19 protein-coding genes are annotated in these 17,317 nt (G+C 44.2%); all 19 read right to left on the bottom strand.

Annotation, left to right across the window (positions count from 1 at the left end; all coding sequences use genetic code 11):
* Nucleotides 1-4 precede the first annotated feature (4 nt).
* The gene (locus V1500_RS09955; RefSeq protein WP_409305402.1) at nt 5-787 is read right to left on the bottom strand and encodes a ribonuclease HII; all 783 of its coding nucleotides are present in this window, start codon (nt 785-787) and stop codon (nt 5-7) included.
* A 165-nt stretch (nt 788-952) separates the two neighbouring features.
* Complete coding sequence (gene ylqF, locus V1500_RS09950; RefSeq protein WP_409305401.1) at nt 953-1,864, bottom strand: ribosome biogenesis GTPase YlqF; 912 nt, start codon at nt 1,862-1,864, stop codon at nt 953-955.
* Nucleotides 1,865-1,916: 52 nt separating this feature from the next.
* On the bottom strand, nt 1,917-2,471 hold the full coding sequence (gene lepB / locus V1500_RS09945; RefSeq protein WP_409305400.1) for a signal peptidase I: 555 nt from the start codon (nt 2,469-2,471) through the stop codon (nt 1,917-1,919).
* A 392-nt stretch (nt 2,472-2,863) separates the two neighbouring features.
* A complete protein-coding gene (gene rplS, locus V1500_RS09940) occupies nt 2,864-3,211 on the bottom strand; it encodes a 50S ribosomal protein L19 (protein ID WP_409305399.1) in 348 nt (115 codons plus the stop codon).
* Between the two features lie 127 nt (nt 3,212-3,338).
* Nucleotides 3,339-4,073: a tRNA (guanosine(37)-N1)-methyltransferase TrmD gene (gene trmD / locus V1500_RS09935; protein ID WP_409305398.1), complete on the bottom strand. Its 735-nt coding sequence runs from the start codon at nt 4,071-4,073 to the stop codon at nt 3,339-3,341.
* Nucleotides 4,073-4,591 (bottom strand): ribosome maturation factor RimM, encoded by a 519-nt coding sequence (gene rimM, locus V1500_RS09930; protein ID WP_409305397.1) that lies wholly within the window; start codon nt 4,589-4,591, stop codon nt 4,073-4,075. The genes trmD and rimM overlap by 1 nt, the downstream gene beginning before the upstream one ends.
* Before the next feature lie 12 nt (nt 4,592-4,603).
* On the bottom strand, nt 4,604-4,990 hold the full coding sequence (locus V1500_RS09925; protein ID WP_409305396.1) for a YlqD family protein: 387 nt from the start codon (nt 4,988-4,990) through the stop codon (nt 4,604-4,606).
* A gap of 374 nt (nt 4,991-5,364) precedes the next feature.
* Nucleotides 5,365-5,595, bottom strand: a complete 231-nt coding sequence (locus tag V1500_RS09920; RefSeq protein WP_409305395.1) for a KH domain-containing protein — start codon at nt 5,593-5,595, stop codon at nt 5,365-5,367.
* 13 nt (nt 5,596-5,608) lie between these two features.
* Nucleotides 5,609-5,881: a 30S ribosomal protein S16 gene (gene rpsP / locus V1500_RS09915; protein ID WP_409305394.1), complete on the bottom strand. Its 273-nt coding sequence runs from the start codon at nt 5,879-5,881 to the stop codon at nt 5,609-5,611.
* Between the two features lie 243 nt (nt 5,882-6,124).
* Nucleotides 6,125-7,468 carry a signal recognition particle protein gene (gene ffh / locus V1500_RS09910; RefSeq protein ID WP_409305393.1) on the bottom strand — a complete coding sequence of 448 codons (1,344 nt, stop codon included), beginning with the start codon at nt 7,466-7,468 and terminating at the stop codon, nt 6,125-6,127.
* 12 nt (nt 7,469-7,480) lie between these two features.
* Nucleotides 7,481-7,813 carry a putative DNA-binding protein gene (locus V1500_RS09905; protein ID WP_409305392.1) on the bottom strand — a complete coding sequence of 111 codons (333 nt, stop codon included), beginning with the start codon at nt 7,811-7,813 and terminating at the stop codon, nt 7,481-7,483.
* 205 nt (nt 7,814-8,018) lie between these two features.
* On the bottom strand, nt 8,019-9,008 hold the full coding sequence (gene ftsY / locus V1500_RS09900) for a signal recognition particle-docking protein FtsY (protein ID WP_409305391.1): 990 nt from the start codon (nt 9,006-9,008) through the stop codon (nt 8,019-8,021).
* A gap of 32 nt (nt 9,009-9,040) precedes the next feature.
* Nucleotides 9,041-12,601 (bottom strand): chromosome segregation protein SMC, encoded by a 3,561-nt coding sequence (gene smc / locus V1500_RS09895; protein WP_409305390.1) that lies wholly within the window; start codon nt 12,599-12,601, stop codon nt 9,041-9,043.
* 77 nt (nt 12,602-12,678) lie between these two features.
* Nucleotides 12,679-13,404 carry a ribonuclease III gene (rnc, locus tag V1500_RS09890; RefSeq protein WP_409305389.1) on the bottom strand — a complete coding sequence of 242 codons (726 nt, stop codon included), beginning with the start codon at nt 13,402-13,404 and terminating at the stop codon, nt 12,679-12,681.
* Between the two features lie 261 nt (nt 13,405-13,665).
* Complete coding sequence (locus V1500_RS09885; RefSeq protein ID WP_409305388.1) at nt 13,666-13,899, bottom strand: acyl carrier protein; 234 nt, start codon at nt 13,897-13,899, stop codon at nt 13,666-13,668.
* Nucleotides 13,900-13,993: 94 nt separating this feature from the next.
* Nucleotides 13,994-14,737 carry a 3-oxoacyl-[acyl-carrier-protein] reductase gene (fabG, locus tag V1500_RS09880; protein WP_409305961.1) on the bottom strand — a complete coding sequence of 248 codons (744 nt, stop codon included), beginning with the start codon at nt 14,735-14,737 and terminating at the stop codon, nt 13,994-13,996.
* Nucleotides 14,737-15,681 (bottom strand): ACP S-malonyltransferase, encoded by a 945-nt coding sequence (fabD, locus tag V1500_RS09875; RefSeq protein WP_409305387.1) that lies wholly within the window; start codon nt 15,679-15,681, stop codon nt 14,737-14,739. Before fabD ends, fabG begins: the two co-directional genes overlap by 1 nt.
* Nucleotides 15,682-15,692: 11 nt before the next feature.
* Complete coding sequence (gene plsX / locus V1500_RS09870; RefSeq protein ID WP_409305386.1) at nt 15,693-16,682, bottom strand: phosphate acyltransferase PlsX; 990 nt, start codon at nt 16,680-16,682, stop codon at nt 15,693-15,695.
* Nucleotides 16,666-17,262 (bottom strand): transcription factor FapR, encoded by a 597-nt coding sequence (gene fapR / locus V1500_RS09865; protein WP_409305385.1) that lies wholly within the window; start codon nt 17,260-17,262, stop codon nt 16,666-16,668. Before fapR ends, plsX begins: the two co-directional genes overlap by 17 nt.
* Nucleotides 17,263-17,317: the final 55 nt, after the last annotated feature.

The following is a 17,317-nucleotide window of genomic DNA, read 5'->3' as shown; positions in this document are numbered from 1 at the left end:
GTCCTTATTCAATCTTATTGCCTGCATCTTTTACCGGTGCAAAGCTTCTTCTGTGCCACGGGGTAGGACCATATAAATTTAGTGCCTTAAGATGCTCCTTTGTACCATATCCCATGTTATTTTCAAAACCATATTGAGGAAATGCTTCGGCATATTGCTTCATCATTCTATCTCTCGTAACTTTTGCTATGATGGAAGCTGCAGAGATTGAAATGCTTTTGGAGTCTCCTTTTATAATAGAGAGCTGAGGCATTGGGACTTCAAGAGACATGGCGTCTATAAGCAGATAATCCGGTGTAGCTTCGAGTTCTCTGATTGCTGACAGCATCGCTTTTTTGGTTGCTTGATATATATTCAGCCTGTCAATTTCTTCACTATGGATGATTCCAATGCCAATGGAAGTGGACTCTTTCAGGATAATGTCGTAAAATATCTCTCGTTTTGCCTCTGGTATTTTTTTAGAATCATTCAATCCTGGCAGGTAGAAATCTTCCGGTAAAATGACGGACGCGGCCACTACAGGACCGGCTAAAGGCCCCCGACCGACTTCATCAATGCCAGCCACTAACTCAAAGCCCTGGCTGTGAAGATCCTGTTCATAAACCGACATTTGCATGAATTGTTCCTTCAAAGCGAGCTGTTTATTTATTCGATTGCGCCATTTTTCCAGAAGATCGGCAACACCCTTTCTTTCATCCGTCTTGCATTTACGGATAAAAGGATGATTGAGGCTGTCTATTTCTCTAAGCTTTTCTTCTATTTCTCTGATGCTCATTGTCTTGTTCATATTTATTCACCATTAATAATATCGTATATTTTTCCTAAAGCTTTATAGGCGATTCACTTACAGCATCGCTAAAAAAGCCAGGCCCGCATTGTGTACAGAGGGGCAGCTAACCATCAAATGGGTCTGCAGCACTCTTTAGTACAACCTGCGAGCCTTGTTTGTCATTTATTCTTCTGTTCCGTTTTCACGATTTTTCCCCTGATCAGGGCCTTCGGATTCATCAATAGGCCTATCACCAGGAACTTCAAATGTCAGCGGTCCAAACTTTTCCGAACGAATTTCCCTCACAACCAGTTCGGAGGTCTTGTCATAGTCTATCATCCCGCCTCCCATCAGGCATCCCCTGAAAGTGCCAATCGTATCAAAGAGTTCTACAGTTTCCTGTGGAATCTCGTTTAGATTGTATCTTTCCTTTAAGCGCTCAGGGTATTCCTTTTCCAGGAACCTTAAGCCGTATAGAGAAACATCGTGTAAATTCAATATCGCATCCTTAATGGCTCCTGACAGCGCAAGCTTCAAGCCGACTTCCTGATCTTCGAATTTAGGCCAGAGAATTCCAGGGGTATCAAGAAGCTCAAGCTCTTTCCCAACCTTTATCCACTGCTGGGCCTTTGTGACACCAGGCATATTCCCTGTTTTTGCGATGTTCTTTTTGGCGAGCCGGTTTATGAGAGTGGATTTTCCTACGTTTGGTATGCCAACTATCATCGCGCGAATTGCCCTTGGGTTAATCCCCTTCGCCTTCATTCTGTCGAATTTTTCCTTCAGGAGGTCTTTTGAGGCAGCCGTAATCTGACCCAGGCCGCTGCCTGCCTGGGAATTAATGGCCACGGCTGTTTTCCCCTGTGACCGGAAATAAGAAAGCCATTGCTTTGTCTTGATTGGATCGGCCATATCAGCTTTGTTTAATAATATAATCCTCGGTTTATGCTGGATAATTTCGTCGATCATAGGATTGCGCGAAGACATTGGCAGGCGCGCATCCACCAACTCATATACGATATCAATGAGTTTTAGTTTTTCTGTTACTTCCCTTCTAGCTTTGGCCATATGGCCCGGGAACCACTGTATAGTCAATGGAATCCACCTTTCCTCTTACAAAGGTTGTCTTTTCTGCCTTGATGGTCCGTTATTTTACCATTCGGAAATCTTTCACGGGCCAGTACACCATTTTTGTCTTGCCTAGGACCTTCCCCATAGGGACTGCGCCGATATGGCGGCTGTCCTTGCTGAATCGCCTGTTATCACCCATTACAAATAATTGTCCTTCCGGAACGGTCTTTTGCCCTACTGGCGTGTCTTCCAGGGTGAAATCATCAGTAAGCGGGCCATCCTGTACTTTGGCTTTTTGAGCATCCAAATAAGGCTCTTCATATGGCTTTCCATTGATATATAACACATCGTCCTTATACTCCACCCGGTCGCCCGGCAACCCGATAATCCGTTTTATGTAGTCTTTCTGTTCTGGTGCATGGAAGACTATGATATCAAATCTCTTTGGTTTTCCAAGAGTATAGCCAATTTTGTTGACAATCATACGGTCCTGGTCATGCAGTGTCGGCGACATTGACAAACCGTCGACTACAATTGGCGCAAACAAAAAGTACCGGATCACAACTGCCAATAAAACCGCAATGATAAGTGCCTTTGTCCATTCCCAAACTTCATTTTTCTTTTTTGCCATTTCTATCACCCTTCAAAAAATAAGCATAATAACATCTTACAATTTTCTTTTACAAATATAAAGGAAAATAAACCTTCCTCGCTAATTAAGAGTACAAAATGCTGACAAAGATGTATAGTCGGCAGTGTACTTATCATCCTAGAATAATAACACTTGCAATAAACATAAGTTTTAGAGAGCCGTAGGTGAGCAGAACGATGGAACCAATTCAATTTTTCAGTGTATTCTAAGCACCTTCCGCTGAATCGGGAGGGCTTTCACTAAAAGTAATACTAGAGGGTCACATTGCGCTTTAGTTCAAATTCCCAGGCATTAAAAAAGGAGCTTGGTTACCAAGCTCCTTTTTTACATGTAATATTGCAATCTCAGCTGTAATCGCAGAAAGCCTGCTATTAGCGGCGGATTTCTTTGATACGTGCTTTTTTACCGCGAAGTTCACGTAGGTAGTAAAGCTTAGCACGGCGTACTTTACCGTGGCGTACTACTTCAAGGTTCGCGATTTTTGGTGTGTGTACAGGGAATGTACGCTCAACTCCAACACCGTAAGAAACCTTACGCACTGTGAAAGTTTCGCTGATTCCACCACCACGACGCTTGATTACAACACCTTCGAATACCTGAATACGCTCACGAGTTCCCTCAACAACCTTAACGTGTACACGTACAGTGTCACCAGGACGGAACGCAGGAAGATCAGTGCGAAGTTGTTCTTTTGTAATTTCATCAATAATATTTTGCATCGTTTTCATCTCCTCCCGGATGCTCTTACAAACTTATCTCTTTGCAGCGGAACATCGTTTTAAAGCTTAAGCTTCGCCTAAGCCACAAAAAGTATCTTAGCATATTTAGAAGGCTGGTGCAATAGCATCAGCCTTCTTTTTTTACTTCTTCCAGGAGCTTTTTTTCTTGCTCGGTCAGTTCATAGGCATCCAGCAGATCAGGTCTCCGCTTCCAGGTCCTGCGAAGCGATTCCTTCATTCTCCATTCCTCTATCTTCTTATGGTTCCCCGAAAGAAGGGTCTCAGGCACCTTCATCCCTCTGAAGTCTGCAGGACGGGTGTAATGCGGGTGCTCGAGGAGACCGGATGAAAATGAATCTAGTACAGGAGAATCCTCATTTCCTAAGACACCAGGCAATAGTCGGACAACACTGTCGATCACCACCATTGCCCCAAGCTCCCCTCCGGTTAGCACATAGTCGCCAATCGATATCTCATCAGTGATCAGGTTCTCTCTGATTCGTTCATCATAACCCTCATAATGCCCACAAACAAAAATTAAGTGATCTTCACGGGCGAGCTCTTCCGCTTTCTTTTGGGTGAAACGTTCACCCTGCGGACATAGCAGGATCACCCTGGGCTTCTTCTCCCGCCCTTTACCAAGTACCGTTACCGCATCAAATATAGGCTGGGGCTTAAGGACCATTCCAGCACCGCCGCCATAGGGGTAATCGTCCACCGTATTATGCTTATTGTCGGCATAGTCGCGGAAATTCGTCACTGAATAGGAGACAGCCCCCTTTTCAGCCGCCTTTTTTAATATGGATGACCCAAATACTCCTTGAAACATCTCCGGGAATATAGAAAGCACATCGATTTTCATTAATCCAGTAATCCCTCCATAGGAGTTATTATTATCTTTTTCTCGCTGATATCTATTTCTTTGACAACTGGCTCAATATACGGGATTAGTATATCCTTTCCACCCTTGCCTTTAACCACCCAGACATCATTCGCCCCAGGAGTAAGGATTTCTCGGATTTTTCCTATTTCTTCACCCTCGTCGGTAAAAACGGTACAGCCGAGGATTTCATGAAAATAAAACTCATCTTCTTCCAGTTCTCCGAGCTGTGATTCGTCCACTTTCAGGATGCCGTCCCTGAAAGGCTCCACCATATTTACATTCGTGTAATTTTCAAATGTCAGCAGGTCAAAATTTTTATGCTTCCGATGAGATTCGACCTTAAGTTCAAGCGGTTCCTTATGCCCTTCCCTGAACAGGTATAACGTATTTCCGATTTTATATCGTTCTTCCGGAAAATCGGTCCTTGAAATAACCCGTACCTCTCCTCTTATTCCATGTGTATTAACTATTTTTCCTACATTAAACCATTTTTCCACAGTGTTTCACCCCTAACGAATTTCTGATACGATTCCATCTTTGATTACAATAGTCTTCGTTTGGATGAGCTCGTCCCAATTGGCTCCCACTTCGACATCGACAATACTTTGGACCTCACGCTCTTTCAGTTCACTTCCAATCGGCAGTATTTCAAGCTGCTCGATTTGGAACTCCAGCAGCTTAATTTTCTCTTTCCGGCTGTTGATTTCTTTTTCAAAATGAGTGCGCAGACTGGCAGGCTGAAATTTTTTGGTTTTCTCCAGTTTCCTTAGTTCAAAGCGAAGCTGGTCTCCTTCCTTTTGAAGCTGGGCCCGTCTTGTTTTATACCTGTCGAGGAGCTGATTCTTGCTGGATTCTGTCAAAACCTGACTGACGATAACATTCTGTAGAATTTTCATTCCAGCGCCTCCTTCTTTTTCATTCAAGCTGGGCGTTCATATATGTATGGCGGGTTTGTACTTACCATGGCCGCTGCATGCTGGCTCTAATCCTATTATAACTAAATCCCAGCGCAATCATTTAATAGTATGCATCTATTTATATGCAAGTAAATTCGATGGCTTGCCTATGACCCTTAAGCCAGCTGGCTGGCTATCCGGCGCCTGCGGATATGTTTACATCACTATAATACACCGATATTTTCCAATGCTTCATTCACAAAGTTATCATTTTTCAAGAAGCTGATATAAAAAAACGGCAGGGACATCGCTACCATTTCTTTCGTTTTCGTATTAAATTTAAAGGTCAAAAAAGGGAGGGTGTTAGCCCTCCCTTATTCGGAAATCTCCAAATAGATTTTCTTATGCTGTGAGGATCCTGCTGCATATACTACAGTCCGAATCGCCTTAGCAACACGCCCCTGCTTGCCGATGACCTTTCCCATATCATCCTTGCTTACAGAAAGGATATATATAATTCTGTCATCCTCTTCCTTCGAAGTCACTTGTACTTCTTCGGGATGATCAACAAGGGCAGAAACAATCGTTTCAATGAGTTCTTTCATTGATTATTTACGATTACTTGCTGTTTTTAGCATTGTGGAATTTTTCCAAAATGCCTTCTTTAGAGAACAAGTTGCGAACTGTGTCTGATGGCTTTGCACCATCCTGTAACCACTTAAGAGCCAATTCTTCATTGATTTCAACTTTAGCTGGTTCAGCAACAGGGTTATAAGTTCCAACCACTTCGATGAAACGGCCGTCACGTGGTGAACGAGAATCTGCAACTACGATACGATAGAAAGGAGTCTTTTTAGCTCCCATACGCTTTAAACGAATTTTTACTGCCATTTTAAATAAGCACCTCCGAATAGTTTCACACAAGATAGTATAATATCAAATGTTATATAGGTTTGTAAAGGTTTTTTTCTTAACAGTCCAGAAAAGTTCAAGTGCACCGCAAGCATGTACTGTCGGCTAACTTTCTCCATATTTTGTGGAAACGGCACCGCCAGTCATCCTGTCCAAGTCCGGCCTATGTCAGCGCCAAGATCGGTACATCCTGCACCATAAACTAGACGCCTGAAATATCCTTTACATGAAAGGGAATTTGAATCCGCCTTTTTTCTTTCCTTTTTGCATGTTTGTGACTTGCTTCATCATCTTTTTCATTTCATCGAATTGCTTGATCAGCCTGTTTACTTCCTGGATGGAAGTGCCGCTGCCCTTTGCGATCCGTTTTCTGCGGCTTGCATTCATTATTTCAGGTGTTTCCTTTTCCTGCTTGGTCATTGAACGGATAATGGCTTCTACATGGCCAATTTGCTTCTCGTCAATGGCCACATTATCGATGCCTTTAATTTTGTTGGCCCCTGGAAGCATTTTAATCAGATCGCCCAGCGGCCCCATGCTCCGTACTTGTCCAAGCTGGTCAAGGAAGTCATCGAATGTAAATGTCGCTGTCCGCATCTTTTTCTCAAGCTCTTTCGCCTTTTCTTCGTCAACATTTGCCTGAGCCTTTTCAATCAGTGTCAGGACATCACCCATACCGAGTATTCGCGATGCCATGCGCTCTGGATGAAAGGTTTCGAGCGCATCCATTTTTTCACCCATACCCACAAACTTGATAGGGGTGTTTGTCACTGCACGGATTGACAGCGCTGCACCGCCGCGGGTATCGCCATCAAGCTTGGTCAGTACGACACCGGTCAATCCCAGCTGATCGTTGAAACTTTGAGCAACATTTACCGCATCCTGTCCTGTCATTGCATCCACAACAAGGAATATTTCATCCGGCTTCGCTAATTCCTTGATTTGGTCAAGCTCCCCCATCAGATTTTCATCCACATGCAATCGGCCGGCTGTATCGATAAGCACATAATCATGATGATCCTGCTTCGCCTTTTCGATTGCCTGTCTGGCTATCTCTACAGGGGATACTTGGTCACCTAAAGAAAATACGGGCAGCGAAAGCTGTTTTCCAAGTGTTTCAAGCTGTTTGATTGCAGCAGGACGATAAATGTCGGCCGCAACCAGCAATGGTTTCCTGTTGAATTTTTTCCTTAGAAGATTTGCAAGTTTCCCGGTTGTCGTCGTCTTACCTGCACCTTGCAGACCAACCATCATGATGACAGTCGGAGGGCGATTGGAGACCGCAATCTTGCTCTGTTCTCCACCCATAAGCTCGGTCAGTTCTTCCTGCACGACTTTGATGACCTGTTGACCGGGCGTTAAGCTTTTAAGCACTTCCTGACCAACAGCACGTTCATTTACACGTTTTACAAAATCCTTCACGACCTTGAAGTTGACGTCAGCTTCTAGTAGCGCAAGACGAACTTCACGCATCATTTCCTTGACGTCCGATTCGTTAACCTTCCCCTTGCCGCGGATTTTTTGGAGTGTATTTTGCAGTCGGTCGGCTAATCCTTCAAATGCCATTATTGCCGCCTCCTAATCTAGCTTCTCAAGCTTCTTGACAGCTCCAAGAACTGTATCCTTCGGGATTGGCTCCCTCGTGATAAGCTCCTTGATCTCCGCTATCAGATTGTTTCGCTCTTGAAATTTTTGAAATAATAAAAGCTTTGCTTCATATTCCTCGAGCATAGCTTCAGTCCGCTTAATATTGTCATAGACTGCCTGTCTGCTGACATCAAATTCTTCGGCAATCTCCCCTAGGGAATAATCATCCAGATAATATAGGGACATGTAGCTCTTTTGCTTTTCAGTCAATAACGATTGATAAAAATCATATAAATAATTTATACGCATCGTTTTTTCAAGCATGTCGCCACCCCCCTGCTTTTCCAATAGAAAAAGCTGCGTGTTAAGTGAAACCCCTTTACATTTGTTAGTTTACACAGTTTTCTTGAAGATGTCAAGGTAAAACCTTTACACCATAAGCAAGCCTATGCCTGATATGTCTGCAATATCCAGCTTTTCTGTAAGCCAATGCAAAATTATTAGAAAAACCGGAGGTAGCCTCCGGTTTTTAAGCTTCTTCTTCGACAAGATTGGCAAATAGGCCATAAACGTATGTTTCAGCATCGAACTCCTGCAAATCATCCATCTTCTCACCCAAACCTACATATTTTACCGGTATGGACAATTCATTCCGGATGGCGATTACAATGCCTCCCTTTGCAGTTCCATCAAGCTTTGTCAGCACGATCCCCGAAACGTCGGTAGCTTCCTTGAAGGTCTTGGCCTGAATCAGCGCGTTTTGTCCCGTTGTGGCATCCAGAACCAAGAGGACCTCATGCGGCGCACCTGGGATTTCCCTTTCAATCACACGCTTAACCTTTTCCAGCTCCTTCATAAGGTTAACTTTGTTCTGAAGCCTTCCTGCAGTATCACAAATCAGGATATCCGCTTTTCGTGCCTTGGCCGACTGAATGGCGTCATACATGACGGCCGCCGGGTCAGAACCTTCCCCCTGTTTGATCACTTCCACTCCGACACGGTCACCCCATACCTCAAGCTGCTCAATCGCACCGGCACGGAAGGTGTCTCCTGCTGCCAGGATGACCTTCTTACCTTCGGATTTAAATTTATGAGCCAATTTCCCGATGGTGGTTGTTTTCCCGACTCCGTTCACCCCGACGAACAAGATGACTGTAAGGCCTTCTTCTTGAATATGGAGCTTGGCATCATCTCCATCACTGCCGCCCCTATAGATATCGACAAGCTTTTCGGAAATGACCGACTGTACTTCCTTCGCGTCCGAGATATTGCGTCTCTTCACTTCCATCTTCAATTCATCGACAAGCTCCATGACAGTGTCGAAGCCCACGTCTGCCTGAATCAGGATTTCTTCCAGTTCCTCAAAGAAATCTTCATCAATCTTCCGATATCTGGCGACAAGATCATTGACCCGTCCTGAAAATGAGTCACGGGTTTTAGTTAAACCCTGCTTGAATTTTTCAGATACCGCATCAGATTGAGTCGTGAATTTTTCTTTAAGCTTTTTAAAAAAACTCATCCTTTTCACGTCCTTAGCTACCTATATTATGCTTAAGCCATTTCAGCTGTTTCTTCCATTCTCACAGAGACAAGTTTCGAAACTCCGGATTCCTGCATCGTTACGCCATAAAGCACATCAGCTTCCTCCATAGTCCCCTTACGATGGGTAATCACTATAAATTGTGTTTCACTGCTGAAGCTCTTTAAGTACTGGCTGAAGCGGAGTACATTCGCTTCATCTAACGCCGCTTCCACTTCATCGAGCACACAGAATGGCACAGGCCGTACCCTTAATATTGAGAATAATAGGGCTATGGCTGTAAGTGCCCTTTCCCCGCCCGAAAGAAGCCCCAGGTTCTGCAGTTTTTTTCCAGGGGGCTGGGCAATGATTTCTACGCCTGTCTCAAGCAGATTATCAGGGTCTGTCAGCTTTAATTCCGCCCTTCCTCCGCCAAACAGCGATTGAAACACATGCTCAAATTCGTTTCGAATCGCATAGAATGAATCCGCAAAACGTCGTTTCATTTCATCATCCATCTCTTCGATTACCTGGAAAAGTGTATCCTTAGCCTGCTGCAGATCATCCTTTTGCTCCATAAGGAAGGCATAACGTTCCGAAACCCTCTCGTATTCATCAATGGCACCTAAATTAACAGTACCCAGTTCTTCGATGGCCATTTTGATCAGCTTAACCTTTTTTCTTGCCTCTTCTGCAGGGAGGGAAAGAGGATATTTCTCCTGAGCGCCGGCAAAAGTAAGAAAATACTCTTCACGCAAATGATTCAAGCGGTTTTCCAGATCCACATCAAGCCTGTTAAGCTTGACTTCCTCATCTTTCAGAACTTCTACAATCCCTTTATATAGGCGTTTTTCTTCTTTAACTTCCGCCTCTAATGCCTCTAGCTCCTGTTGAAGGGCCACTCTTTGAGTCCTTTTTCCAGAAATTAAGTTGATGGTCTCTGTTTTATCATCCAGCTTCTTGCGTGCCGCATCCTCCAGCACTTCCTCACCGTTGACGCCTTCGGTCATTTCGGCTTGCAAGAGGGACAGCTCTTCGCTATGATCTGACAGCCTTTGCTGCTCGACTGAAAGCTCACTCTCGATCCTGCTATACTTTTCCTGCTGGTTTTGAAGCTGTGTACGCTTTGAAGCAAGAACGATCTTCAGTTCATTTGATTGTTCTGCAAGTGTCTCCCTGGAGGATTGCTGGAATTGCTTTTGGTTTGTCAGCTCCTTGATTTCCTTGTCAAGCTTTTCAAGCTCAGCCTTACAAGCTTCCATCAGGGATTCCAATTCAGTGATTCTTTGATTTTTACCCTCCTGCTCTTCCAGGAGTGACTTTTTATCAAGATCGTAGAGATGGAGGCGTTCATTAATATTCTTTTCTTTCATTTCCACTTCGCGAATGTCTGCCTTGATCGACTGCTCCTTGAATCGGAGGGATTCCCCGGACTTCCTTGCTTCTTCAACCAATTGTTCTTGTTTGGAAACATCTGCTTTCAGCCGTTTTACATGATTCTCAAGTGCAGCCGTCTGTTCTTCCATGCCTGTAAGCTTTTGCTTTAATTCTTCCAGCTCATTCTTCCTTGACAGAAGGGAAGAATTTTTCTGCTTAAGGGCTCCACCTGTCATTGAGCCGCCCGGATTGACCACATCGCCCTCCAGCGTAACAAATCTGTATCTATGCTGGACAAGCTTTGCCAATTCGTTAGCCCCTTTTAAATCCCGCGTCACAATGACGGCACCAAGAAGATTGGAGGCAATGGCACTGTGTTTTTTATCATAAGCAATCAGATGGGAAGCGGCTCCTATAAAGGAAGGGTGATTATTCAGCAAAGCTATGCTGCTCTCCGGAATATCCCTTCCCTTTATAACAGAAAGAGGTAAAAACGTTGCCCTTCCATATCCATTTTTCTTCAGGAAGGAAATGGCGAGCCTTGCGTTTTGCTCATCATCCATCACGATATGCTGCATGGCTCCGCCGAGTGCAGTTTCAATGGCCACCTGATACTCCTTGGGCACAGTGATCAATTCTGCTACAGCACCTTCTACGCCTGAAAGGTCCTTGTTTTTGGCCTTGAGCACTTCCTTGACTCCCTGGAAGAAGCCTGAATAATCATCTGCCATTTCCTCCAGCATTTCCTTCCGGGATTTGGCCTGCTGCAAATATTGATAAGCCTGGTACAAGGTTGTTTCCTGTTTTTGATAGGAACTTTTAACGTTCTCCAGTTTTCTTTGCTGTTCACGGAAGAAATGGACCTGTTCCTCCACTTGCTTCTCTGTCATGCTGAGCAAATTTTGGAGCTCTGCCTTTTTGGCTTCTATTTTCTTCCGTTCGTCCAAAAATTTCGAGTTATCCTGGTCCAGCCTTTGATTTCGATGGGCCTGCTGCTCCATCTGCTGGCTGAGGTAATGGAGCTCATTTTTTGCAGACGTCTGCTTATTAAGCCATTCAATATAATCACTCTTCAATGCCTCAATCGTTTCTTCAAGATCCCCATCAAACATGCTGAGATTTTTCTGGTTTACTGCCAGGTCTGACTGCAGTGTTTTTACTTCTCTTTTAAGTTTTTCAAGAAGGTCCGATTCCTGCTTTTTTTGCTTGCTTAAAAATGCGATTTTTTCTGAAGTCTCTTCTATGGCTTTCTCCAGCTGGTGTTTATTCTGGCTATAGTTCTTCCTGCGCTCTTTCAGGACTTCCTTACGCCCCTCCAGCTTTTCAAGCTCTTCACTCGATTGCAGCAATATCCCCTGCAATTCGTTAAGTGATAGATCTATGGCTGCGATTGTTCCTCTGGTCTTATCCAGATGTTCTTCTTTATTTTGAAGTTCAGCAGCCATTTTCGCTTCCTGGCCATTATGAAGCTTAACATCCTTGGAAAGCTTTTCCCACTTCTCATGCAAAACCTCTATTTCATGAACGGTCAGGGCAACCTCGAATTTTTCCAGCTCTTCTCTTTTTTGCAGGTATTCCTGCGCCAAGGAGGATTGGATTTTAAGAGGTTCAACCTGGCCTTCCAACTCATGAAGGATATCATTGACCCTGTTAAGATTTTCCTGGGTTTCAGAAAGCTTGCTCTCAGCTTTCCTCTTACGCGTTTTATACTTCAATACACCGGCTGCCTCTTCGAAGATCACTCTTCTTTCTTCCGCCTTGCTGCTTAAAATTTCTTCGACTTTTCCCTGGCTGATGATGGAGAATGCTTCGCGGCCCAGCCCCGAGTCCATAAACAGGTCTACGATATCCTTTAACCGGCACGACTGTTTGTTAATGAAGAATTCACTCTCCCCTGACCTATAAACCCTCCTTGTAACCGTCACTTCAAGAAAATCGATAGGCAGTGAGTTTGTTTCGTTATCGAGCGTCAGGGACACCTCGGCAAAATTCAAGGCTTTGCGAGAGTCACTTCCCGAAAATATGATATCCTCCATTTTAGCGCCGCGAAGGGATTTGGCAGACTGCTCTCCAAGAACCCAGCGGATCGCGTCGGTAATATTGCTCTTTCCGCTTCCATTCGGCCCTACTACAGCAGTTACACCAGGAACGAAGTCCACAGAAATTCTTTCAGCAAACGATTTAAATCCTACAACGTCCAAGCGTTTAAGGAACATTTTATTTCACCCTTTTTTTCACACCCTAGTTGTTTATCTAGTTAAAAAGTTTTAACAAAAACGTACTTGAGCTTTTATTATTGCTTCAGGGAAGCCAGCGCAAGCTGTGCAGCCCTCTGTTCCGCTTCTTTCTTCGATTTCCCTGTCCCTGTACCCAATGGCTCTCCATTTAAAGACACCTGGGATACAAATTCCCTGTTATGGGCAGGACCTCGTTCATGCTGGATTTTATATTCCAGTTGCCCTGCCCCGTCGCGCTGAACTAATTCCTGCAGTTGACTCTTATAATCCATCACATGAGAAAAAGCACCCTCGTTTATCTTCGGGAAGACGACAGCGTTTAGAAATTGAACGACGGTATCAATGCCCAAATCCAGATACATCGCACCGATGAAGGCTTCAAAAACATCCGCAAGCAGCGCCGGACGCTCTCTTCCCCCTGTCATTTCTTCACCCTTTCCAAGCAGGACCAGTTCCCCGAAGGACAGCTCATTGGCAAATTCGACGAGTGATGGCTCGCATACAATGGCTGCCCTCATTTTAGTCAATTCGCCTTCACTCATCATAGGATACTTGTTGAACAAATATCTGGAGATGGTGAGCTCAAGAACGGCGTCCCCGAGAAATTCAAGCCTTTCATTGTCCTCATATGGCTTTCGGCGATGCTCATTCACATAAGATGAATGGGTAAATGCTTGTTTAAGCAGAGTCTCATCATTAAAAACAAAACCGATTCTTTTTTGAAATTCAGCAAATTTTTGATCTTTGTTTGTTGGCCTGCGATTGTTCACATTCCTTCGCATAATACCCTCCACTAGTAATTCAGTACTTTCAACATATAGTTAAGTTAAAAGAAAATTATATAGTCCCGCCTATTTTGCATTGTCTAAAAAAACATGCTGCCCGTAAAAACAGGAGCCTCAGCAATCTGTTCATTTTTATAATAGCGAAGAAATGGGGAAATCCCATTCTTATCTTTTTTTGCCTAGTTACTATAATACCTAAATGTCGGCATAAGAGAAAGCCCCGTTTAAAAAACGGAGCTTTTCTAAGAGAAAATTTAATTACATAGTACTGTTTATGTAATTCACAGCATCTCCAACTGTGACGATTTTTTCTGCATCATCGTCGGAAATCTCCATACCGAACTCATCTTCAAGTTCCATGACAAGTTCCACTACGTCTAGGGAGTCAGCACCTAAATCTTCTTTGAATGAAGCTTCAAGTTTCACTTCTGACTCTTCAACGCCTAATCGATCCACGACGATTTTTGTAACGCGCTCTAATACATCTGCCACTGCATTCACCTCCCCTCAAGTCATTATATTGTATTTGACCCAATTAATAAATGGGTGGAATATACTTTTCGCAAGAAAGCCAGGGCTTTCCTGGTTACATCACCATTCCGCCGTCCACATGCAGTGTCTGGCCGGTCATGTATCTGCTTGCATCGGAAGCAAGAAATACTGCGACACCTGCAATATCCTTAGGGTCTCCAAGCCTCGCCAATGGAATTTGCGACAGCATGCCTTCCTTGACTTCTTCAGTCAATTTTTCTGTCATGTCGGTGGCTATAAAACCTGGAGCAACGGCATTTACAGTAATTCCTCTGGAAGCGAGCTCCTTCGCCGCAGTCTTGGTCAATCCGATTACTCCTGCTTTTGCAGCTACGTAATTTGCCTGGCCGGGATTTCCACTGACGCCGACAATGGAGGCAATGTTTATAATGCGGCCGCTTCTCTGCTTCATCATTTGCCTAGTTGCAGCTTTTGTACAGAGGAACACACCTTTTAAATTAGTGTTGATTACGTCATCCCATTCTTCTTCCTTCATTCGCATCAAAAGATTATCCCGGGTTATGCCTGCGTTATTTACCAGGATATCAAGAGAACCGAATGTTTCTATCACTTTTTTGACCATTTCAGTTACTGATTCGGATTCAGACACATTGCACTGAATGGCGATTGCGTCACGGCCAAAGGATTTTATTTCATTAACTACCTCATTTGCTTTAGCCTCATTGCCCGAATAGTTTACCGCAACATTCGCACCTTGTCTTGCCAGTTCAAGGGCGATTTCGCGTCCAATTCCCCTGGAGGCACCAGTAACCAATGCTACTTTTCCAGCTAGAGTCATCATTTGTCCCCCCTGATCTCCTGTACTGTCTTCAAAAGGCTGTCTTCATCGGAGACAGCATATACTTTAGCCGATCTTTCGATTTTTTTAATCAGACCGCTTAACACCTTTCCTGGCCCCACTTCAATAAATGTATCCACCCCTAAGGAAAGGAGGGTTTTAACAGTGTCTTCCCAAAGCACCGGTGAATACAGCTGTTTTATAAGTTTTTCCTTGATTTCTTCTGGAGATTGCACCGGCTTCGCATCGACATTTGCAATGACCGGAACTGCTGCACTGCTTATCGAAATCCCATCCAGCTCTGCACGAAGCCGTTCAGCCGCAGGTTCCATTAACGATGAATGGAAAGGACCGCTCACATCCAATGGGATCGCCCGCTTGGCTCCCCGTTCCTTTGCGAGTTCACTAGCTTTGGCAACACCTTCTGCGCTGCCGGAAATGACTATTTGGCCAGGACAATTAATGTTAGCCAGCTGAACAGGAGTACCTGCTGCAGTAATCTCTGCCGTTACTTCACTCAGATCATTCCGGTCCATTCCCAATATGGCGGCCATTGTCCCTTCGCCATTTGGCACAGCATCTTCCATGAATTCCCCTCTTTTTCTTACGGTATAAACTGCATCCTCAAAGCTGACGGCACCAGAGGCCACCAATGCAGAGTATTCGCCAAGGCTGTGACCAGCCGTGTAATCAGGTGAAATTCCCGCATCCTTTAATCCATCATAAAGGACATAACTGGCTGTAACCAATGCTGGCTGTGCATTCACAGTCAGTGTTAGCTTTTCCTGTGGTCCCTTAAACATTAGCTCGCTTAAAGCCGTACCAAGCTTTTTGTCGGCGGATGCAAAGATTTCCTTTGCAGCTTCGGATTTATCAAACAGATCCATTCCCATCCCAACAGTCTGAGATCCTTGCCCAGGAAAGACAAAAGCTATCTTACCCATATGTACATCTCCTATCTATCCTTTTTTTCGATCAGTGTTGCGATTGAACTTACAACATCATGCTGTACCATTTCCCGCGTCTGCCGGATGGCATTGTAAACGGCCGTTGAATCAGATGAACCATGTGCTTTAATGACAGGAGCCTTTAAACCGAACAGCCCGGCGCCCCCATATTCGGAATAATCCATTTGGTTCTTGATCGTTCTAAGCTCAGGCTTGAGAATCCCTGCGGCAAGCTTTGATTTCAGGTTGCTCATCAGGGCGGTTTTAAGCATCGAAAATACAGACATGGCCGTTCCTTCAATCGTTTTAAGCACCATATTCCCTGTAAATCCGTCTGTAACAACTACATCAGCTGGCCCTTCAAGCAATTCGCGAGCTTCCACATTCCCAATAAAATTAATATTTGCTTCCTTTAGCAGCGAGAATGCCTGCTTTGTCAATTCATTTCCTTTTTTCTCTTCAGTTCCGATATTCAAAAGGCCTACTCGAGGATTTTCGATACCCCTCACCTTTTCCGCATAGATGGAGCCCATTATCGCATATTGAACAAGATGTTCTGCCTTTGCATCCGCATTGGCCCCCACGTCCAAAAATACAAAGCCCCGTCCATCGATAGTTGGCAGGGTTGGTGATAACGCCGGCCTTTCGATTCCTTCGATTCTTCCTACAACAAATAATCCGGAAGCCATTAATGCGCCCGTATTGCCTGCAGATATGCATGCATCGGCAAGTCCGTCCGCAACCTGCTGTGCCGCCAGCACCATTGATGCATTTTTTTTGCGGCGTACCGCCCTCACCGGTTCATCCGTTCCCAGGATGACTTCTTCTGTATGTAATATGCCTATTCTTTCAGAATTGGTTAAGTATTTATTAATTTCTTTTTCATTTCCAACCAGAAGTATTTCGATATCTTCAAATTCCTGGATCGCTCTTACCGCTCCCAACACCTGTTCCTTTGGGGCGTGGTCTCCTCCCATGGCATCAATAGCTATTTTCATATTCTTCATCCTTTTCCTGGTGGTTAGATCGGTACATATCGAATTCACCCTTGAAAACAAGTTCATTGCCGACATAACTATTGACTTCGACTAATGACCTTCTGGATGCTGTGTCCGTTTCGACTACTCTTGCTTTTGCTATGACTCTTTCATTTTCTTTGACGGACCGGGAAAATTTAATATTAGCCTTAGCAGTAAGAGCGAGCTCATCATTAATCACTGCAACTGCCAGCGAATTAGCCTGTGCAAATAAATGGTGTCCCCTTGCGATACCGTTCCGTTTAAAAACATGTTCTTTTCTGATATCCAAAATAGAAATGGCATTTTGGTCTAGGTTAATGTCTATAACTTCTCCGATTACCTCTTCCAAAGGCAAAGCCCGTATTTCATCACCGAAATTTTTTTCGGCAACATTTTTAATGCGTTCACGAAGCTCTGGTATGGATAATTCCAGACGATCAAGCCTCACAGTCTGAACGCTCACATAAAATTTCGCAGCCAGCTCGTCATCTGTTATAAACGGATTATTCTTAATCGTTTCTATCAGTAAATGCTGGCGTTCCTTCTTACTTCTTCGCATTTGAAGGTCACCATCCATAGTATTATGACTAGGTACTAATAGTAGTATATATATA

The organism is Peribacillus sedimenti (assembly GCF_046237635.1).
In the GTDB taxonomy this organism is placed as follows: Bacteria; Bacillota; Bacilli; order Bacillales; family DSM-1321; genus Peribacillus; species Peribacillus sedimenti.
This window is presented reverse-complemented; position numbering and strand designations above follow the sequence as displayed.